The organism is Tardiphaga sp. (assembly GCF_044340795.1).
Taxonomy (GTDB): Bacteria; Pseudomonadota; Alphaproteobacteria; order Rhizobiales; family Xanthobacteraceae; genus Tardiphaga.
Genome location: NZ_JBIISY010000043.1, coordinates 1 through 14,346, shown reverse-complemented (window position 1 = coordinate 14,346; position 14,346 = coordinate 1). Strand labels below are relative to the sequence as shown.

Annotated in this window: 20 protein-coding genes; 14 read left to right on the top strand and 6 right to left on the bottom strand. The window is 61.2% G+C overall.

Annotated elements, in window-relative coordinates; genetic code table 11:
* The first annotated feature begins 55 nt into the window (after positions 1 to 55).
* Both ACIQ17_RS09675 and ACIQ17_RS09670 read left to right on the top strand, forming a co-directional pair.
* On the top strand, positions 56 to 382 hold the full coding sequence (locus ACIQ17_RS09675; RefSeq protein WP_398467847.1) for a hypothetical protein: 327 nt from the start codon (positions 56 to 58) through the stop codon (positions 380 to 382).
* Entirely contained in the window at positions 379 to 600 is a 222-nt protein-coding gene (locus ACIQ17_RS09670) for a hypothetical protein (protein ID WP_398467845.1), read from the top strand. The genes ACIQ17_RS09675 and ACIQ17_RS09670 overlap by 4 nt, the downstream gene beginning before the upstream one ends.
* 130 nt (positions 601 to 730) lie before the next feature.
* Here the strand turns inward: ACIQ17_RS09670 and ACIQ17_RS09665 are convergent, their stop codons facing one another.
* Positions 731 to 1,003, bottom strand: a complete 273-nt coding sequence (locus tag ACIQ17_RS09665; protein ID WP_398467843.1) for a ribbon-helix-helix domain-containing protein — start codon at positions 1,001 to 1,003, stop codon at positions 731 to 733.
* Positions 1,004 to 1,427: 424 nt separating this feature from the next.
* Between ACIQ17_RS09665 and ACIQ17_RS09660 the strand changes: the two genes are divergently transcribed.
* Both ACIQ17_RS09660 and ACIQ17_RS09655 read left to right on the top strand, forming a co-directional pair.
* Positions 1,428 to 1,880, top strand: coding sequence for a low affinity iron permease family protein (locus ACIQ17_RS09660; protein ID WP_398467841.1), 453 nt, complete (start codon positions 1,428 to 1,430; stop codon positions 1,878 to 1,880).
* A gap of 357 nt (positions 1,881 to 2,237) precedes the next feature.
* The gene (locus ACIQ17_RS09655) at positions 2,238 to 3,077 is read left to right on the top strand and encodes an alpha/beta fold hydrolase (protein WP_398467839.1); all 840 of its coding nucleotides are present in this window, start codon (positions 2,238 to 2,240) and stop codon (positions 3,075 to 3,077) included.
* 498 nt (positions 3,078 to 3,575) lie between these two features.
* Here the strand turns inward: ACIQ17_RS09655 and ACIQ17_RS09650 are convergent, their stop codons facing one another.
* Entirely contained in the window at positions 3,576 to 4,514 is a 939-nt protein-coding gene (locus ACIQ17_RS09650; RefSeq protein WP_398467837.1) for an NAD(P)-dependent alcohol dehydrogenase, read from the bottom strand.
* Positions 4,515 to 4,683: 169 nt separating this feature from the next.
* Between ACIQ17_RS09650 and ACIQ17_RS09645 the strand changes: the two genes are divergently transcribed.
* From ACIQ17_RS09645 to ACIQ17_RS09610, 8 genes are all read left to right on the top strand, one after another.
* Complete coding sequence (locus ACIQ17_RS09645; protein WP_398467835.1) at positions 4,684 to 5,223, top strand: DUF4142 domain-containing protein; 540 nt, start codon at positions 4,684 to 4,686, stop codon at positions 5,221 to 5,223.
* Between the two features lie 168 nt (positions 5,224 to 5,391).
* Complete coding sequence (locus ACIQ17_RS09640; protein WP_398467833.1) at positions 5,392 to 6,006, top strand: cell envelope biogenesis protein TolA; 615 nt, start codon at positions 5,392 to 5,394, stop codon at positions 6,004 to 6,006.
* Positions 6,007 to 6,081: 75 nt separating this feature from the next.
* Complete coding sequence (locus ACIQ17_RS09635) at positions 6,082 to 7,326, top strand: DUF763 domain-containing protein (protein ID WP_398467831.1); 1,245 nt, start codon at positions 6,082 to 6,084, stop codon at positions 7,324 to 7,326.
* Complete coding sequence (locus ACIQ17_RS09630) at positions 7,323 to 8,012, top strand: alpha/beta family hydrolase (protein WP_398467829.1); 690 nt, start codon at positions 7,323 to 7,325, stop codon at positions 8,010 to 8,012. The genes ACIQ17_RS09635 and ACIQ17_RS09630 overlap by 4 nt, the downstream gene beginning before the upstream one ends.
* A 68-nt stretch (positions 8,013 to 8,080) precedes the next feature.
* Positions 8,081 to 8,848 (top strand): SDR family NAD(P)-dependent oxidoreductase, encoded by a 768-nt coding sequence (locus tag ACIQ17_RS09625; protein WP_398467827.1) that lies wholly within the window; start codon positions 8,081 to 8,083, stop codon positions 8,846 to 8,848.
* 133 nt (positions 8,849 to 8,981) lie between these two features.
* Complete coding sequence (locus tag ACIQ17_RS09620) at positions 8,982 to 9,443, top strand: hypothetical protein (RefSeq protein WP_398467825.1); 462 nt, start codon at positions 8,982 to 8,984, stop codon at positions 9,441 to 9,443.
* 128 nt (positions 9,444 to 9,571) lie between these two features.
* Positions 9,572 to 10,459, top strand: a complete 888-nt coding sequence (locus ACIQ17_RS09615) for an SDR family oxidoreductase (protein WP_398467823.1) — start codon at positions 9,572 to 9,574, stop codon at positions 10,457 to 10,459.
* A 510-nt stretch (positions 10,460 to 10,969) separates the two neighbouring features.
* Complete coding sequence (locus tag ACIQ17_RS09610) at positions 10,970 to 11,140, top strand: hypothetical protein (protein ID WP_398467822.1); 171 nt, start codon at positions 10,970 to 10,972, stop codon at positions 11,138 to 11,140.
* A gap of 434 nt (positions 11,141 to 11,574) precedes the next feature.
* On the opposite strand, the gene ACIQ17_RS09605 is transcribed toward ACIQ17_RS09610, so the two are convergent.
* From ACIQ17_RS09605 to ACIQ17_RS09590, 4 genes are all read right to left on the bottom strand, one after another.
* Positions 11,575 to 11,823, bottom strand: coding sequence for a hypothetical protein (locus ACIQ17_RS09605; protein ID WP_398467820.1), 249 nt, complete (start codon positions 11,821 to 11,823; stop codon positions 11,575 to 11,577).
* Between the two features lie 80 nt (positions 11,824 to 11,903).
* Positions 11,904 to 12,140, bottom strand: a complete 237-nt coding sequence (locus tag ACIQ17_RS09600) for a DUF6894 family protein (protein ID WP_398467818.1) — start codon at positions 12,138 to 12,140, stop codon at positions 11,904 to 11,906.
* 47 nt (positions 12,141 to 12,187) lie between these two features.
* Positions 12,188 to 12,883 (bottom strand): Crp/Fnr family transcriptional regulator, encoded by a 696-nt coding sequence (locus ACIQ17_RS09595; protein WP_398467816.1) that lies wholly within the window; start codon positions 12,881 to 12,883, stop codon positions 12,188 to 12,190.
* 148 nt (positions 12,884 to 13,031) lie between these two features.
* On the bottom strand, positions 13,032 to 13,286 hold the full coding sequence (locus ACIQ17_RS09590) for a DUF6894 family protein (RefSeq protein WP_398467814.1): 255 nt from the start codon (positions 13,284 to 13,286) through the stop codon (positions 13,032 to 13,034).
* Positions 13,287 to 13,438: 152 nt separating this feature from the next.
* On the opposite strand from ACIQ17_RS09590, the gene ACIQ17_RS09585 reads away from it, so the two are divergent.
* Positions 13,439 to 13,636, top strand: coding sequence for a hypothetical protein (locus ACIQ17_RS09585; protein ID WP_398467812.1), 198 nt, complete (start codon positions 13,439 to 13,441; stop codon positions 13,634 to 13,636).
* Between the two features lie 13 nt (positions 13,637 to 13,649).
* On the top strand, positions 13,650 to 13,871 hold the full coding sequence (locus ACIQ17_RS09580; protein WP_398467810.1) for a hypothetical protein: 222 nt from the start codon (positions 13,650 to 13,652) through the stop codon (positions 13,869 to 13,871).
* The last annotated feature ends 475 nt before the right edge of the window (positions 13,872 to 14,346 follow it).

The window sequence follows — 14,346 nt, the reverse complement described above, 5'->3', positions numbered from 1 at the left end:
TGAATCCGCCGTTCAGTTGCGGAGTAGCGTCATGTGTTCAGGATGGAGCCCATCCGTGGTGCCGGCCGGCGTCCACGATACCGTGTACCTCGTTGTCGACTGCCACGGTCCCGGCGGCTGTGTCTGGCGGGAAGCCGACGTCAACGGCACCGATCTTGAGACCGTCATCGCCGACCTGATGCGCGGCGAATATTCCGACCCCCTCTGCGTCATAGCTTTCAACACCACCGAGAACTGGTCGCGGGATGTCACCGCCGACATCGCCCGCGAGACTCTGGAACGGTGCGATCTCGCCTACGAAGACGTGCCCGCCTGGCTGGAGGATCTCGTCCATCGTCATGTTCATCCAGAACGCCAATTGCCGCTGCGGCTGAAGCGATGACAGACCTTAGCCCATCCATCGCGCCCGAGCTGAACGCTGCCAGGCTCGGTCCGGAGGCATTGCTCGATCTCGTCGGGCATCTCGGCGCCGCGCTGATTCAGTCGGACAAGATCGCCGACCCCACCGTCGTCGATCATCTGCAATCCGCTCACCGGCTTGCGCTCGATCTCTACACTTCGTCCGGCGGAAGCCACCGATATCGTCCCGTCGAAGCGTAAAACATCTGCGGCCTACGCTTAAATCAGAGGTGAACACGTGCGGACTGTCCCGGTCCCGCTGCCAACCTCGCGACGTGCTGCACTTCGGCAAACATCTTGCTCGTCCGAGCCTGCAGCGATCCGACGCCTCCTAGTCACGCGGCGCGTTCCGCTCATCCGGAAGAGTGGCGACCCCTGGCGGAAATTGCCTTCGAATGTAGTGGTCGAGAACGAAAAGCCTGATAGCGGACGAAAGGTTTGATTTCGGCGCTCTTCCGTTATCGATCCTGGTCGTCAGATCAAAGACGGTTACGCCCTCGTTCCGCGCAATTTCCTTCAGCGCTGACCAGAATTCGTCCTCCAGGCTGACGCTGGTTTTGTGCCCCGCGATCTCCAGGGAACGCTTGTGGATGGTGGATTTCACGCAAACCTCCGGATCCATACCTCAGATTGCATCTGCCTTAGGTTGCGATCAATCTTGGAATTTCCACCCGGGATTACTTTTGCTTTTCCTCCAACGCGCCGGTCGCCCGGAGATCCGCCCGCACTTTCCGGACTCCCGGGAGTGGCTTTCCGAGCTCGCGCGCTTTCTTTTGGACCGTCGACGACGGTCTGCGCAGCGCGGCACTCGCCCGCATCAATGTCGCTCCTTCGTCAGCCAACTTCTCAAGTTTCGCTATGTCCTCAGTGGTCCAAGGCTTGGTGATAGGCATCCTGTCTCCGCAAAGCCTCTTCGCTACACTAGGTCTGCCGACGTCTTCGGTCGGATGGGCGACATACGTCAGTTAAAAATTACCTTCCCGGAATTGGCTGCGTGTGGTGGAATGTCGCACCGGAGAAAGAACGCAATGCAGAGGAAGACGGATCAGCAACGAGGCCTCGCCCGACTTTTCGGCGACGTGGCGAACAAGACATCGCTGTTGGCGGGGCGGGCGTCTACTTTTGCTATCGCGTCTGCCATCGTCACCATTTGGGCCGTGACCGGGCCGCTTTCCGGCTACTCCGACACGTGGCAACTTGTCATCAACACCGGGACGACCATCGTGACGTTCCTCATGGTCTTCCTCATTCAGAATTCGCAGAACCGGGACGGCGCCGCCATCCAGGTCAAGCTCGATGAGCTCATCCGAACAAGTGCGGCGCACAACTCGTTCGTTGGCATCGAACATCTGACCGACGAGGAGCTCGAGGACATTAGGACCAAATGCGAAGCGCGGGCCACCGCGGAAAAGGCCGGCGAGAAATCGGTCCGCCGGACCGGCGAGAAGGCCCGCGAAGCCGCCGACCAAGCGGTCGGATGAAAGCGCCTCAATAGTGAGGGTGAAGCTGGCCGCTGATGGGCCGAGCTTCAAGGAACCAACGGGTCTCTCCCGGAGTATGGACTGGAATGCATTTTGGTAGTTCGTTTCGGTCCGGCCCACGACGATCCTCTCGTACGCGATTGCTATTCATGGTCTCGATCCCTGCAACCCAACCCCTCGTCTTCCCCCATCCGCGAAGGTCGAGCGCCCTCCGTAATGGTTGGAGGTCTGTTTGCATCGTGTGCTGAGGGTCAAGGAATCCGAATGCGGGGATGGCTGGGCCGTCGAACATCGGTGGGCACCGGGCGTCTGGATCGCGCTTGCGGGTCTCTATCTCAGCGAGGAAGCGGCTTCCGCATGATCGACGAGAAGGGTGAGCAATACCTGTCCGGGGAGCGGCACCGCAGGACTGCCGTCATACGCCGCAACAACGTGCATCGGTCCGGCCGCGGCGACACGGCGATGGTCTTCGCGCACGGGTTCGGTTGCGATCAGCAGATGTGGCGGTTCGTGGCCCCGCAGTTCGAGAACGACTTCAAGGTCGTCCTCTTCGATCATGTGGGTTCGGGCAAACCCGACCTCTCGGCGTACAGCGCCGAGAAATACGCGTCTCTCGACGGATACGCGGCCGACCTCAACGAGATCGGAGACATTTTAGGGCTCAGGGACGCCGTGCTGGTCGCTCATTCGGTCAGCGCGATGATCGCGGTGCTTGCATCGGTCGCGGCTCCGGCGATGTTCGGACGCCTCGTTCTTATCGGACCATCGGCGCGCTACATCGATGACGTCGGATACATCGGAGGCTTCTCGCAGGACCGCATCGACGAGCTTCTGAAACTTCTTGAAAGCCACTACACCGACTGGGCCGCGGCGATGGCACCGGCGATCGTCGGCAATCCGGACCGCCCTCATCTCGCCGAAGAACTCAGCGACAGCATCTGCCGCATGAATCCTGAGATCGCGAAGGAATTTGCACGCATCACCTTCACGTCCGACAGCCGAGCCGATTTACCGAACGTTTCCCGCCCCTCGCTGATCCTGCAGTGCTCGGAAGATGCGATCGCTCCGCTTGAAGCGGGCGCTTACGTCCATCAAGCCATCCCAGACAGCACGATGACCGTCATGAAGGCTACCGGCCACTGTCCGCATCTCAGCGCGCCTCGAGAGGTCATCTCCGCGATTAGGGCGTTCGCCTGAAACTTTTCCACATCAGCGCTATTGCCGAGGCAGCACACGCCGGGTGTCAACCGGCCATAACGGGGATGATGGACGCGGCGGTTTTGCCGGTTTCTCGTCGCGACAGCAACGCATCGGTACGCGTGGCAATCTAACCTGTTCTCGGCGTGTGCCCCATTTCGGCAGGGCCTTTTATACCTGTACTTTCTAAACCCTCGAATCCACGCGACAGACTTGCGTGAAACATGTTCGTGTCGGCAAAAGACCGGAAATTGTGATGGCAGAGAACTACGCTGGCCGCTGCGTGAACGGGCCAAAGGCTGGCGAGAAACTGAGCGCGCCTAGCAACAGTGTGCCGGTCATAGCGCCTGGAAGCGACACTGAAGGACAGCTCGTTGGGTTCTATGAATATAAAGCTGGCGGTTGGGAATGGCGTCCCGAAACAACTCCCGACGAGAAAGAGCGGCTCCGTTGATGCGCGTTCCGACTTGTAGTGCTCATCTGAATGCTTAAGCAACGTCAGCTATCGAAGGTCAGCACGATCTTGCCGAAATGGCTGCCGCGCGCCATTTCCTCGACGGCGAGACGAGCATCGGTCCATGGGAGCACACGGTCGACCACCGGCCGGATGCGATGCAGGGTCAATGCCCGGCACATCGCCTCGAACATCTCCCGAGAGCCGACGGACAGGCCTTGCACCTTCGCCGCGGTTGCGATCATCACCGAAGCGGACAGTTTCGCCGGTGGGGCACTCGCATCGGTCAGTATGCCGATAACCGCGATATGTCCCGCCATGCGGACGGACTTCAGGCTTTCGATCAACGTACCCGCTCCTCCGACTTCCATAATGAAGTCGGCGCCGCGACCGCCGGTCAGTTCGATGATCGTCCGCAGCCCCGCAGCCTTCGCGAATTGCAGGCCGAAGATCGAAACGCCGCCCGTTCCCTGCAGCACCACGCTGTCGCCGGGCTCGAGGCGCGCGTCCACGAACATCGCCCGCCATGCGGTCAGAGCGGCACACGGAAGCGTCGCCACTTCTTCATCGGTCAGATAGTCGGGCACTTTGGAAACCGCCGTTTCCGGAAACAGAGCGAGTTCCCTCGCCGCTCCGGGTGCGCCGGGCGACCCCAGCGGTCCATCGCGCTTGTCCGGCGTCGGCGGGCCGGCATGCCAATTGGGAAAGAACAAGGTCGAGACGCGGTCGCCCACGGCGACGCGGTGCACACCCTCGCCTACCGCAGCGATGATCCCACAACCGTCCGAAAACGGAATGATCGGCGGGGCGTCCACCGCACCTGCCGAGTAGCCACCCTTCGCAATGATGGCGGTGTCGCGGAAATTGAGCGAGATCGTCCGCATCTTCACCACGACCTCGCCTTTGCCGGGCGCGGGATCGGCATGTTCGACGATCTTCAGGCTCTCGGTGCCCCAAGGATGGGAAAGCTCCAGCGCTCGCATGTGTGTCCTCGCAAGGTGCCTCGACGCTGCAGTCGTGACGCGGACCGGACGTGACCGCAAGCCCGGATGCGGCATTCCCCTCAAGCGCAGGCCGCCCGTGGAACATGGATCGAGTTCGGATATTTGCGGGCTGCAGCGCTTCCGCTGATTCACCTATGAAGGCCACACGATGAAAAAGTCACTCCTCGCCGCTGCCGCCATCCTGTCTCTTGCCCTTGCCGCGAACGCCTCGGCGCAATCCCTTGGAGAGAAGACCGGCGTAAATTCGGTCCTCGGCGTCGCGCCCACCACCGCCGATTTCGTCAAGGAAGCTGCGATGAGTGATATGACCGAGATCGCCACCAGCAAGCTGGCGCAGGAGCGCGGAGACGCCGACGCGAAGACGTTCGCCGGGCAGATGATTACCGACCACACCAAGACATCGGAAGAGCTCAAAGCGCTGGTCGGCGGCGGCGTGAAAGCGGAAATCCCGGCAGCACTGGACGATACGCACCAGAAGATTGTCAACAAGCTCAAGGACGCCAAGGCGGAAGACTTCACGGCCGACTATGCGTCGATGCAAGTCAGCGCACACAAGGACGCGGTGTCGCTGTTCGAACGATATGCGAAAGGCGGAGAAGATCCGAAGCTTAAGGATTGGGCTGGGAAGACGCTTCCGCACTTGCAGCATCACCTCGAAATGGCGCAAAACTTGAACAAGAAGAAGTAACTTCGATAGCCGACGTCGGATGGGAAAGACCCCGGTCTCGTCGAGGTCTTTCCCGCGCTTGGGAAGCATCCGCCGCGCTGTTCTCTTAACTGCCGCAGGTTGAGCCTTTTAGGAGCAATTGTCCTTGCGTAGATCCGGATGGCCCCTGATGCGCCCGGTCCGCGACTGATGGCCAGGAAGCTCAAGACCTACCAGACCTCCATCGGCTTCTACGACCTCGCCGTCGCTGCTCCATCCATGAAGGCCGCCCTGCAGATTTGGGGCGCCGACAGCAACCTATTTCATCAGGGTTTCGCCAGGGAGGTCGAAGATGCCGCGGTTGTCGCGGCGACGCTTGCACATCCTGGCACGGTGCTGCGAAGGCCTGTTGCTACAGATGGCGCGTTCAGGGTAACAAGCGACCTGCCAAAGGACCTGGTAGAAGGGCCCGCCCGGGCAAGGCAGCGAAAGGAGCCGGCGCGGCGGCCTGAAGGCAAAACGGTTAGGCCCGATGGGGCCGCGGCGCGCACGGCGGCGGCAGCGTTCGACCAGCAGCGGAAGCGCGACCAGGCGCAGCGCCGAGCGGACATAGCTGAGGCGAAGCAGCGGGAACGACAATCAGCACGTATCGCCAAAGCGCAACAAGCACTCGACGCCGCAGAACAGGAGCACGACGCACGGGGTGCCGCCTTAGAGGCGGAACGCGAGAAGCTCGACAAGCGCGCGGATACGGAACAGCAGCGCTGGGAGAGACAGCGTGACAAGTTGCGCACCGCCCTGGATCGCGCGAAGGAACATCGCTGATGAAGCCGTTTGCTGGCGAGCGAGCGGCTGCTGGGGGCGGCGCGCGAGGGCGCAAAATCGGATATTTGACGGCTGATGGCGAAACGAACCGGCAGCGCTGATCTTCCCCTTCACGGCGGCCGCGTGCCGGCGTGGCTGGCGACCCGCATGTCGTCGCTCGGCGCGGTCGTGACCCAGGCGATCGTGCACCATTACGGCCGTGACGAATTCCTTCGCCGCCTGTCGCATCCTTTCTGGTTTCAATCGTTCGGCGCGGTGATGGGGATGGACTGGCATTCGTCCGGGATCACCACCAGCGTCATCGGCGCCCTCAAGCGTGGTCTGGGGCCGCTGCAGCACGAACTCGGCATCCATGTCTGCGGCGGCCGTGGTCAGCATTCGCGCAAGACGCCCGATGAGCTCCGCGCGCTCGGCGACCGCATCGGCTTCGATGCCGTCGCCCTCACGCGCGCCAGCCGTCTGGTCGCCAAGGTCGATAGCGCCGCCGTCCAGGACGGCTTCGACCTCTATCTGCACGGCTTCTTCGTCACAGACGACGGCCGCTGGACCGTCGTCCAACAGGGCATGAAGGGAGACAGCAAGCAGGCGCGCCGATATCACTGGCACTCCGAAACCGTGAAGAGCTTCGTCGATGCGCCGCACAGCGCCATCGACGGGCGGCCGCAGGGCGAAGTCTTTAATCTGACCGACCAGCGCGCTGCACCGTCGCGGAGCGCGCAACTCGACCTGCTGACGTCGCTCGGCGCCGACGGCATCGTCGACGAATTCACCGCGTTGACGGGCAGCCAGGCCGCGCAGCCGCCGCTACCACATCTGATCATGCCAGCGCATCACGATGTCCGCTCAAGCGACGTCTTCACGCGGCGCCTGCACGGCACCCTTGCCGCGGCGGCCGAGCGCGGGCCGCTCGACTTTCCGGACCTGCTACTGACACCGGGCGTCGGCGCGCGCACCGTGCGCTCCCTCGCGATGGTCGCGGAAGTCGTCCACGGCGCCCCCTATCGCTTCCGCGATCCCGCACGCTTTTCGCTCGCCCATGGCGGCAAGGACCGCCATCCCTACCCGGTGCCCATCAAGGTCTATGACGAGACCATCCGCGTATTGAAGTCGGCCGTGCAAAATGCTCGGCTCGGCCGCGACGAGGAACTAGACACCCTGAAGCGGCTCGACGACCAGGCACGGCAGCTCGAGCGGATGGCGTCCGGCCCATCGCTCAAGGAGTTCGTCGGTGGCGAACTCGAGGTTTCCGCGTCCCTCGGCGGGCGTTCGGTGTTCGGCTGGGAGGCAGATCGGCGCGATCCACTGGCGGCGGCGAAATGACGGCACGGCCTCCAGCCGAAACGCCGGTCACTCTCAAAGGCGGCGATATGCCGGCGCTGTCGGCGCTGCTCATGAAACCGCGAAAGGCGCGGGCATGCTTCGTTTTAGCCCATGGCGCCGGCGCAGGCATGACGCACCCGTTCATGGCGGAAGTCGCTGCCGATTTATACCGACATGGCGTCGCCACGCTCCGTTTCCAGTTTCCATTCATGCAGCGAGGAGGTCGGCGGCCGGACAGTCCCGTCACCGCGCATGCGGCGATCCGGGCAGCGGTTGCCGAGGCCCGCCAGCGATGCCGTGGTCTGCCGATCGTCGCTGGCGGCAAATCCTTTGGCGGACGTATGACGTCTCAGGCGCAGGCGGGAAAGCCGCTGACCGGCGTCGTCGGCCTCGTTTTCCTCGGCTTCCCGCTGCATCCGTCGGGCAAACCATCGACTGCGCGTGCCGAGCACCTGAAAGACGTCCAAGTCCCGATGCTGTTCGTCCACGGCACCCAAGACAAACTCGCGGAGCCGGCGCTGCTGCGCGGTGTCGTCAAGCGGCGGCGATCACTGGCCACCGCGCATCGCGTCGATGGCGCCGATCACGGCTTTCACGTTCCGGCCCGCAGCGGTCGGACCGACCGCGAGGTCGTGACCGACATCGCGCGCGTCGTCTCCGATTGGATTGGATCGCTCGGTAGCTGACCAGCCGCCGTCCGGACCCATTCCGTGGCCTCGCCGTTGTCCTGAGCGAATCCATGCGGAGAGACCGGATGACGACGGACCGATTCAAGGACAAGGTAGTGATCGTAACCGGCGCGGCGTCGGGCATCGGCGCAGCGACAGCGCGGCGTTTTTCGGCCGAAGGTGCGCAAGTCGCGTTGGTCGACCGCGACCAGACGCCCCTGGAATCCGTTGCGAAGAGCTTGCCACCAGACCGGACCACGCTTCACGTGCTCGATGTGTCGGATTCTGCGGCGGTGACGGCGATGGTGTCCGCCGTCGTCGCGCATTTCGGCGGACTAAACGTCATGATCAACAATGCCGGCGTCCACGAAGGTGGCGCCCCCGATGAGATAACCGACGGGCAGTGGCGTAAGGTGATGGAGACCGACGTCGACGGCGTGTTCTTTGGCTGCCGGGCTGCCATCCCGCATCTGACCAAGACCAAGGGCTCCATCGTGAACACGGCGTCGGTTTCCGGCACCGGCGGCGACTGGGGCATGAGCCCCTACAACGCTGCCAAAGGCGCCGTCGTCAACCTAACACGCGCGCTTGCGATGGATCTCGGCAAGAAGGGTGTCCGCGTCAACGCCGTATGCCCTAGCCTCACCCGTACCGGCATGACCGCCGACATGATGGACGACGACAAGTTGCTGGCGAAATTCGCGGAGCGGATCCCGCTGGGCCGGGTGTGTGAGCCCGAGGAAGTTGCAGCGGTAATCGCGTTCCTCGCCAGCGACGACGCCAGCTTCATGACCGGCGCCAATGTTGTGGTCGACGGAGGCGTTTCCGCATCCAACGGGCAACCGCCCCAATGACCGGCTCAACAGAAACAGGATATCCCATGTTGCCGTCTCGGCGAATTCAATCGTCCGCTGAACTCGTTCTGGACCATAGTACGGAGAGAGGTCCCTTCCGCCCATAGACAGGATCCCGGCGGGGTCTTCCCGCGTGAGCGAGATCAAAAAAGATCATCCGGACACCCGTATCGTATTGAGCGATATCGAAATGCCCGCGGAGATCGATGGCGTGGAGCTCGCTGCGATTGTCTGCAAGCGGTGGCCGCCCATTGAAATCATCCTCCTGTCGGGACATTACCCCTCTGCCGCAGGCCGAATGCCCGCGCGGCACGTCTTCTTCTCCAAGCCCTTTAGGGAAGCCGAGGTTGTCGCGGCGATAAGGCGTACTCGGCCTAGAGGCGGGTGCCATGTTCAGGGCCGCGACAGGATTCACCGTTACACGAAACCTTTCCGGATCGACGCCATTGGCGATGCAGCACGCACCGGCTGTCAACCGGCCGTAGCGGGGATTATGAAGCGGCTTTGCCGGTTTCTCGTCGCGAGAGCAACGCATCGGTACGCGTGGAAAAACCATTCCAGTTCGCGTGCCCTCTTTCCGGCTCGGGAGTTGTAAAGGATTTCGGCTTGGCACCTTTCCTCCGTCCTCCACATCATGTCTCAAGACGGGCCTTCACGGTGGGCGCCGCCGCGATCAGTCTCGGGACCTTCACTTTGACAGCGAGTTCACAAGGAGCACCGCTGATGGCCAACGTCCTCATTGACCCTCGCAACAATTACCCTAAGCCGCCCTTCAAGCGGCAGTCCCAGCCGTGGCCCGGTCTTGCGCAAGATATGGATCCGCGTCCCGACCACGGCGAGACGAGCTATCGCGGGTCGGGCCGGATGGCTGGCCGCAAGGCACTGATCACCGGAGGGGACTCGGGCATGGGGCGCGCAGCCGCGATCGCCTTTGCCCGGGAGGGCGCGGACGTCGCGATCAACTTTCTGCCCGCCGAGCAGCCAGACGCCGACGAAGTGCTGAAGCTAATCGCGGCGGAAGGACGCAAGGGCGTCGGCATTCCTGGGGACCTCAAGGAGGAAACCTTCTGCCGCAATCTGGTAGAACGCGCGGTTTCGGAGCTCGGCGGCCTCGACATCGTCGTGAGCAATGCCGCAAGGCAGCAGACGCGCGCATCGATCATGGACGTTTCCACCGAAGACTTCGATGCGACCATGAAGACTAACGTGTACGCGCCTTTCTGGATCATCAAAGCGGCGCTTCCGCACCTCAAGCCGGGATCGGCGATCATCGGGACGTCGTCGGAGCAGGCTATCGATCCGTCGGCCGAGCTCTACGACTACGCCCAGACGAAGGCAGCGACGACCAACTACGTGAAATCGCTTGCCAAGCAGCTTGCGCCAAAGGGCATCCGCGTTAATGCCGTCGCGCCCGGCCCGATCTGGACACCGTTGCAGGTCTCCGGAGGCGCGACGATGGAAAAGCTCGAGAAGTTCGGCGGCATGACGCCGCTCGGCCGTCCCGGCCAGCCGGTCGAACTTGCATCCATCTACGTGCAGCTCGCGGCCGCCGACGCAAGCTACGCTACCGGACAAGTCTACGCCGCCGCGGGCGGCTCTGGGCAACCCTGAGCTGGACGTCGAGCGATCCTGACGCTCGCGATTTTCATTGTTGACCAACGTGTTCGGAAGACCTGTTGCAACGCCGCAAGCAGGACTGGCGGTAGCTTTCCGCGATGGCTCGCGCCCCCGGCAGCCCCTGCATATGGTCCTCGGACGAGGCCAACAACCGATCATTGACGCCACTAAAGGAGACTTCCATGGCAAATGACATGCACGCTGATGGCCGCGACACCCGAAGCGGGGCCTATGACGCGGTGGCTCCTCTCAGCAAGCAACCCGCAGACCACGCAGCGCATCCAGGCGCTGGACATGTGGATGTTCCCGGGGGGCTGCTGCGCTACCGACAAGCAGCACTGAATCCTCGCACCGGCCGCCGACCGACGGAGTGATCTATGAAGTACAGCAAGGCAAATGAAGAAGGCAACGAGCCATCGCCGATCATTATGATCGCCGTCGCGATCGTGCCGCTGCTGGCTGTTGTGGGATGGTTTATGGGCGTGTTCGGCTAGGAGTAGGGCGATGCTGGAAGAGCAGATTGTCGAAGCCATCAAGGCTGAGCTGCAGAGGCAAGCGGCGGACAAACCATCAGAACTGTCCGTCAAGACGAGTAAGGAATTCAGGGTCAACGGGGTCATCGATCTCGATGCCTTGGCGATGGCAGTTGCCGGGAGTGTTGCCGGTGGGCCATGAGACCGAAACCGATCCAGGCAGGCTTCGCCAACTGGCAAAGCGAGCGCAAAAACTCGCTGACGGCTCGCATGCACAGGAGACAAAGTCTCGCTTATCAACAGCGGCCGCCGAGTTTCAACAGCGCGCCAAAGAAATCGAGATGGACCACGGGACGGGCCAGTAACGGTGGAGCTCTAAGCGCCCAACTGCCCGCAGTATGGTGGGCGAACCAATCTACTTAGGATTCGCGAAGTCTGTTGGATGCAGGGTACGGGATTTCGATGCTTTCGACGCGAGCGCATCCTGCAGCCCCCTAGCCGATCCTAGCAGCGAGGAGTCGGGTCCCGCCCCAAGGCTGGGGGCTGAGTAAGGACGGGACCGTCCCCGCGGCCGACAGTTTCGCGGATTGCCGGCGCGCATAGCAAACCGCAGTTCAATGTCTCGTTCCGGTAATTTCAGATATTGGCAGGTCGTTTAGACTGCTTGGCCGAAACGTTATTGGATTGAAAAACCACAATGGGATGGGATCGGATTTCTGGCGGTGACGACTTTCGGAACTGACCCGCAACCCGCTCGGCCGCGATCTCGGAGATGTAAACCCCGATCAGCTGCTTTTCCTGGCCGTCAGGCCATGATGCGCAAATGACATAATCTGTTGTGCCTAGTAGCGGACGCACTTGATATTTGACGTTCGGAGCGGGCATGAAATGACTCCATTTCCCGCGCATTTTACAGATTGCGAAAACTCGCAATCTGTTCGGTTGCTGACACTATCTAAGCAATCTCATTCGCGACCGAGAATTTCCGCCAGCGTGACTGTATGAAAAACGATGCCTTGTTCGTCGCGGAGAGAAACGGCTTGCGGTAAAGATCGACCCGCCTCCAAGATTGCATGGGCCGAGCGTTCTCTGAGGACCGTTTCAGCTTCGGCGATAGCGGCGTCGAGCTCAACGAACTCATGACCTTCATCGTCTGTCACGGTTGTGTGCGGGTAAATCACGTAAAAGAATATGCGCGGCAATGCAGGTCTCCGTCCCACCGCTATTTATGCATACTCTCTAGATACGTTCACTCGGACGGATGAAACAAGTGCTGGTAATGATCGCGAAGATCGTCTTCGCACTCACACGCCCATTCCCGGAGCTTTTCTGTATCGAGGATTTGAATCTGCCCTCTACGATAAGAGATTATCCCCGCCCCCGCGAGTTCCTTCGCGACGTCATTTACACTCGGGCGTCGGACGCCGATCATCTGCGCGAGAAACTCCTGAGTTAAATGCAGTTCGTCACCGCAGATCGCCTGTACCCTCAGCAGCCATCTCGCGAGCCGGCTCCGGACTTTGTGCGTGGCATTGCACGCAGCCGCTTGCTGGACTTGCGCGTGCAGAAACAATTCGTACCGGATAAGTGGCTCGCGCAGATCAGGCAGCTCCAAAGCAAGGCGTGACAGTGCCTTCGGTTCGATAACCGACGACTCACCGGGCACCTGGACCACGACACGGTTGAGCGAAATCTGGGTGTCCAAAGCTTGAAGCGCGCCAAAAACGCCGTCCTTGCCGATAACGCCGGCTTCGATGCCCCCGCCGCCGACGAGGTCCACCACAACGGAAAGCATGCCGCTGTGGGGAAAATAAACGCGACGAATCTGCTGATGCGTCTCGGCGACGAGTTGGCCCTGCTCCAGCTTCACAACGGCGAGTTGCTTGCGAACAGCGGCCAAGGTGGTCTCGCTCAATCCAGCGAGGATGAAATTGGGATGAGACACGCAACTCTCCTTAATCTGCGAACAGACAGGAGCGTGCGTCTCCACCAATGACGCTATGCGTCTTGGATAGCTAACAGAAAAAATGACCGTTGTCTGTACGCCGGGGACGAAACGCTCAAGAAAAGGCGCACTGCGGAACTGGCCGCCATCATATATTCGGCAAGCTCGACATCGCTGGGACGACATCTTTTGTCATTGCGGTCGCCAGGATGCGCCCTGCGCTATCGCAAATTTCAATCATGAAGGGGATGCGCCCGCTTTCAGCCCGGACTGCCTCAATTACCAGTTCCTTGAGAGCCTCGCGGCCATCCCGCGTTGCAGCAGCGAGATCGCTATAGTCGCCGCCATCAGGGTCGGAAACGACCTCGTTGTCAGAGAACGTCGTTTTTAAGAACAGGCGCATCTCCCAGTGTTCCTTCTCTGAGAAGGTACGCTATGTGACAATGAAGGTTTCATTATGAGTGTCAGGAGGCGAACAGACCGCTCGGGTGATGTTTTGTTTAGCTGCCCTTAAGCCAGCGTTCCAACGGGTCGATAGACGCAGGGAGGAAGCGCATGACACCGGGCATCTTCTCATCGAAGAAAAGCACACGCGAAATTCTGGTAGACCGAGCAGAACGGCTGCGCCGGGACGCCGAAAAAATGCTTGCCGGTGTCGAGCGCGACCGGGTCTTGAAACATGTCAGACAGATTGAGACCGAGGCTCGCGCCGAAGGATGGGCAAACTCGACCGGCCTCCAACCTCCTAAATGAATGGAGATGGCATATGCCGCACGTCACCAGTCGTAGCTGGACCGATACCGATATTGCACGGCTCAAGAAGCTCTCCGACGAGGGCGCGACGGTTAATCGCGCGGCCGCAGCCTTGAATCGAAAGACGGAAGCGGTGAAGAAAGCCTGCCGTGCCCATGGCTTCACGCTCATCGGCACCCGTCAAGCCAAGGCCGCGATCCGCGCTCTGAACGAACGCGACGCCGAGAATGCGTAGAATTGTTTAACTATGGCGATTTCAATCGATCCTCTGCGCGTCGGCGACACCTGCAGATTGAACCAGTTGGGGCGTTCACGCAGTCCCAAGGTAACGTGGGTTACTGCCGTGGTCCTCAGTGTTTTGGGGCGAGGCAGGTCTTATCGGGTGCTACCTCAAGGTAGGTCCGAACCCGTTCGGATTCACGGAAGCTACCTTGAAGCTGCGGTAGAGGCCGATGGCGCTGCGCAGCGCCCGCGTCGTTCGTGGTGTCTACTTCTAACTTTGATGGCGAGCAAACGCCCGAGGACTGCGTGGCCGTTGTTGAAGACGGGTTAAGACGGGTTCGCCGAAACCTGCCCTACCTTTGACTGATGATGCTCGCAGGTGAGGTCCTACTGGGCTCGATGGGCGTTCTAGTATCCCGCTTGACAATCAAGGCGGTTATCAAGTTCTCGCCTCCGGCGCTCAGCGATGGACGTCAGGAACTTGGAAC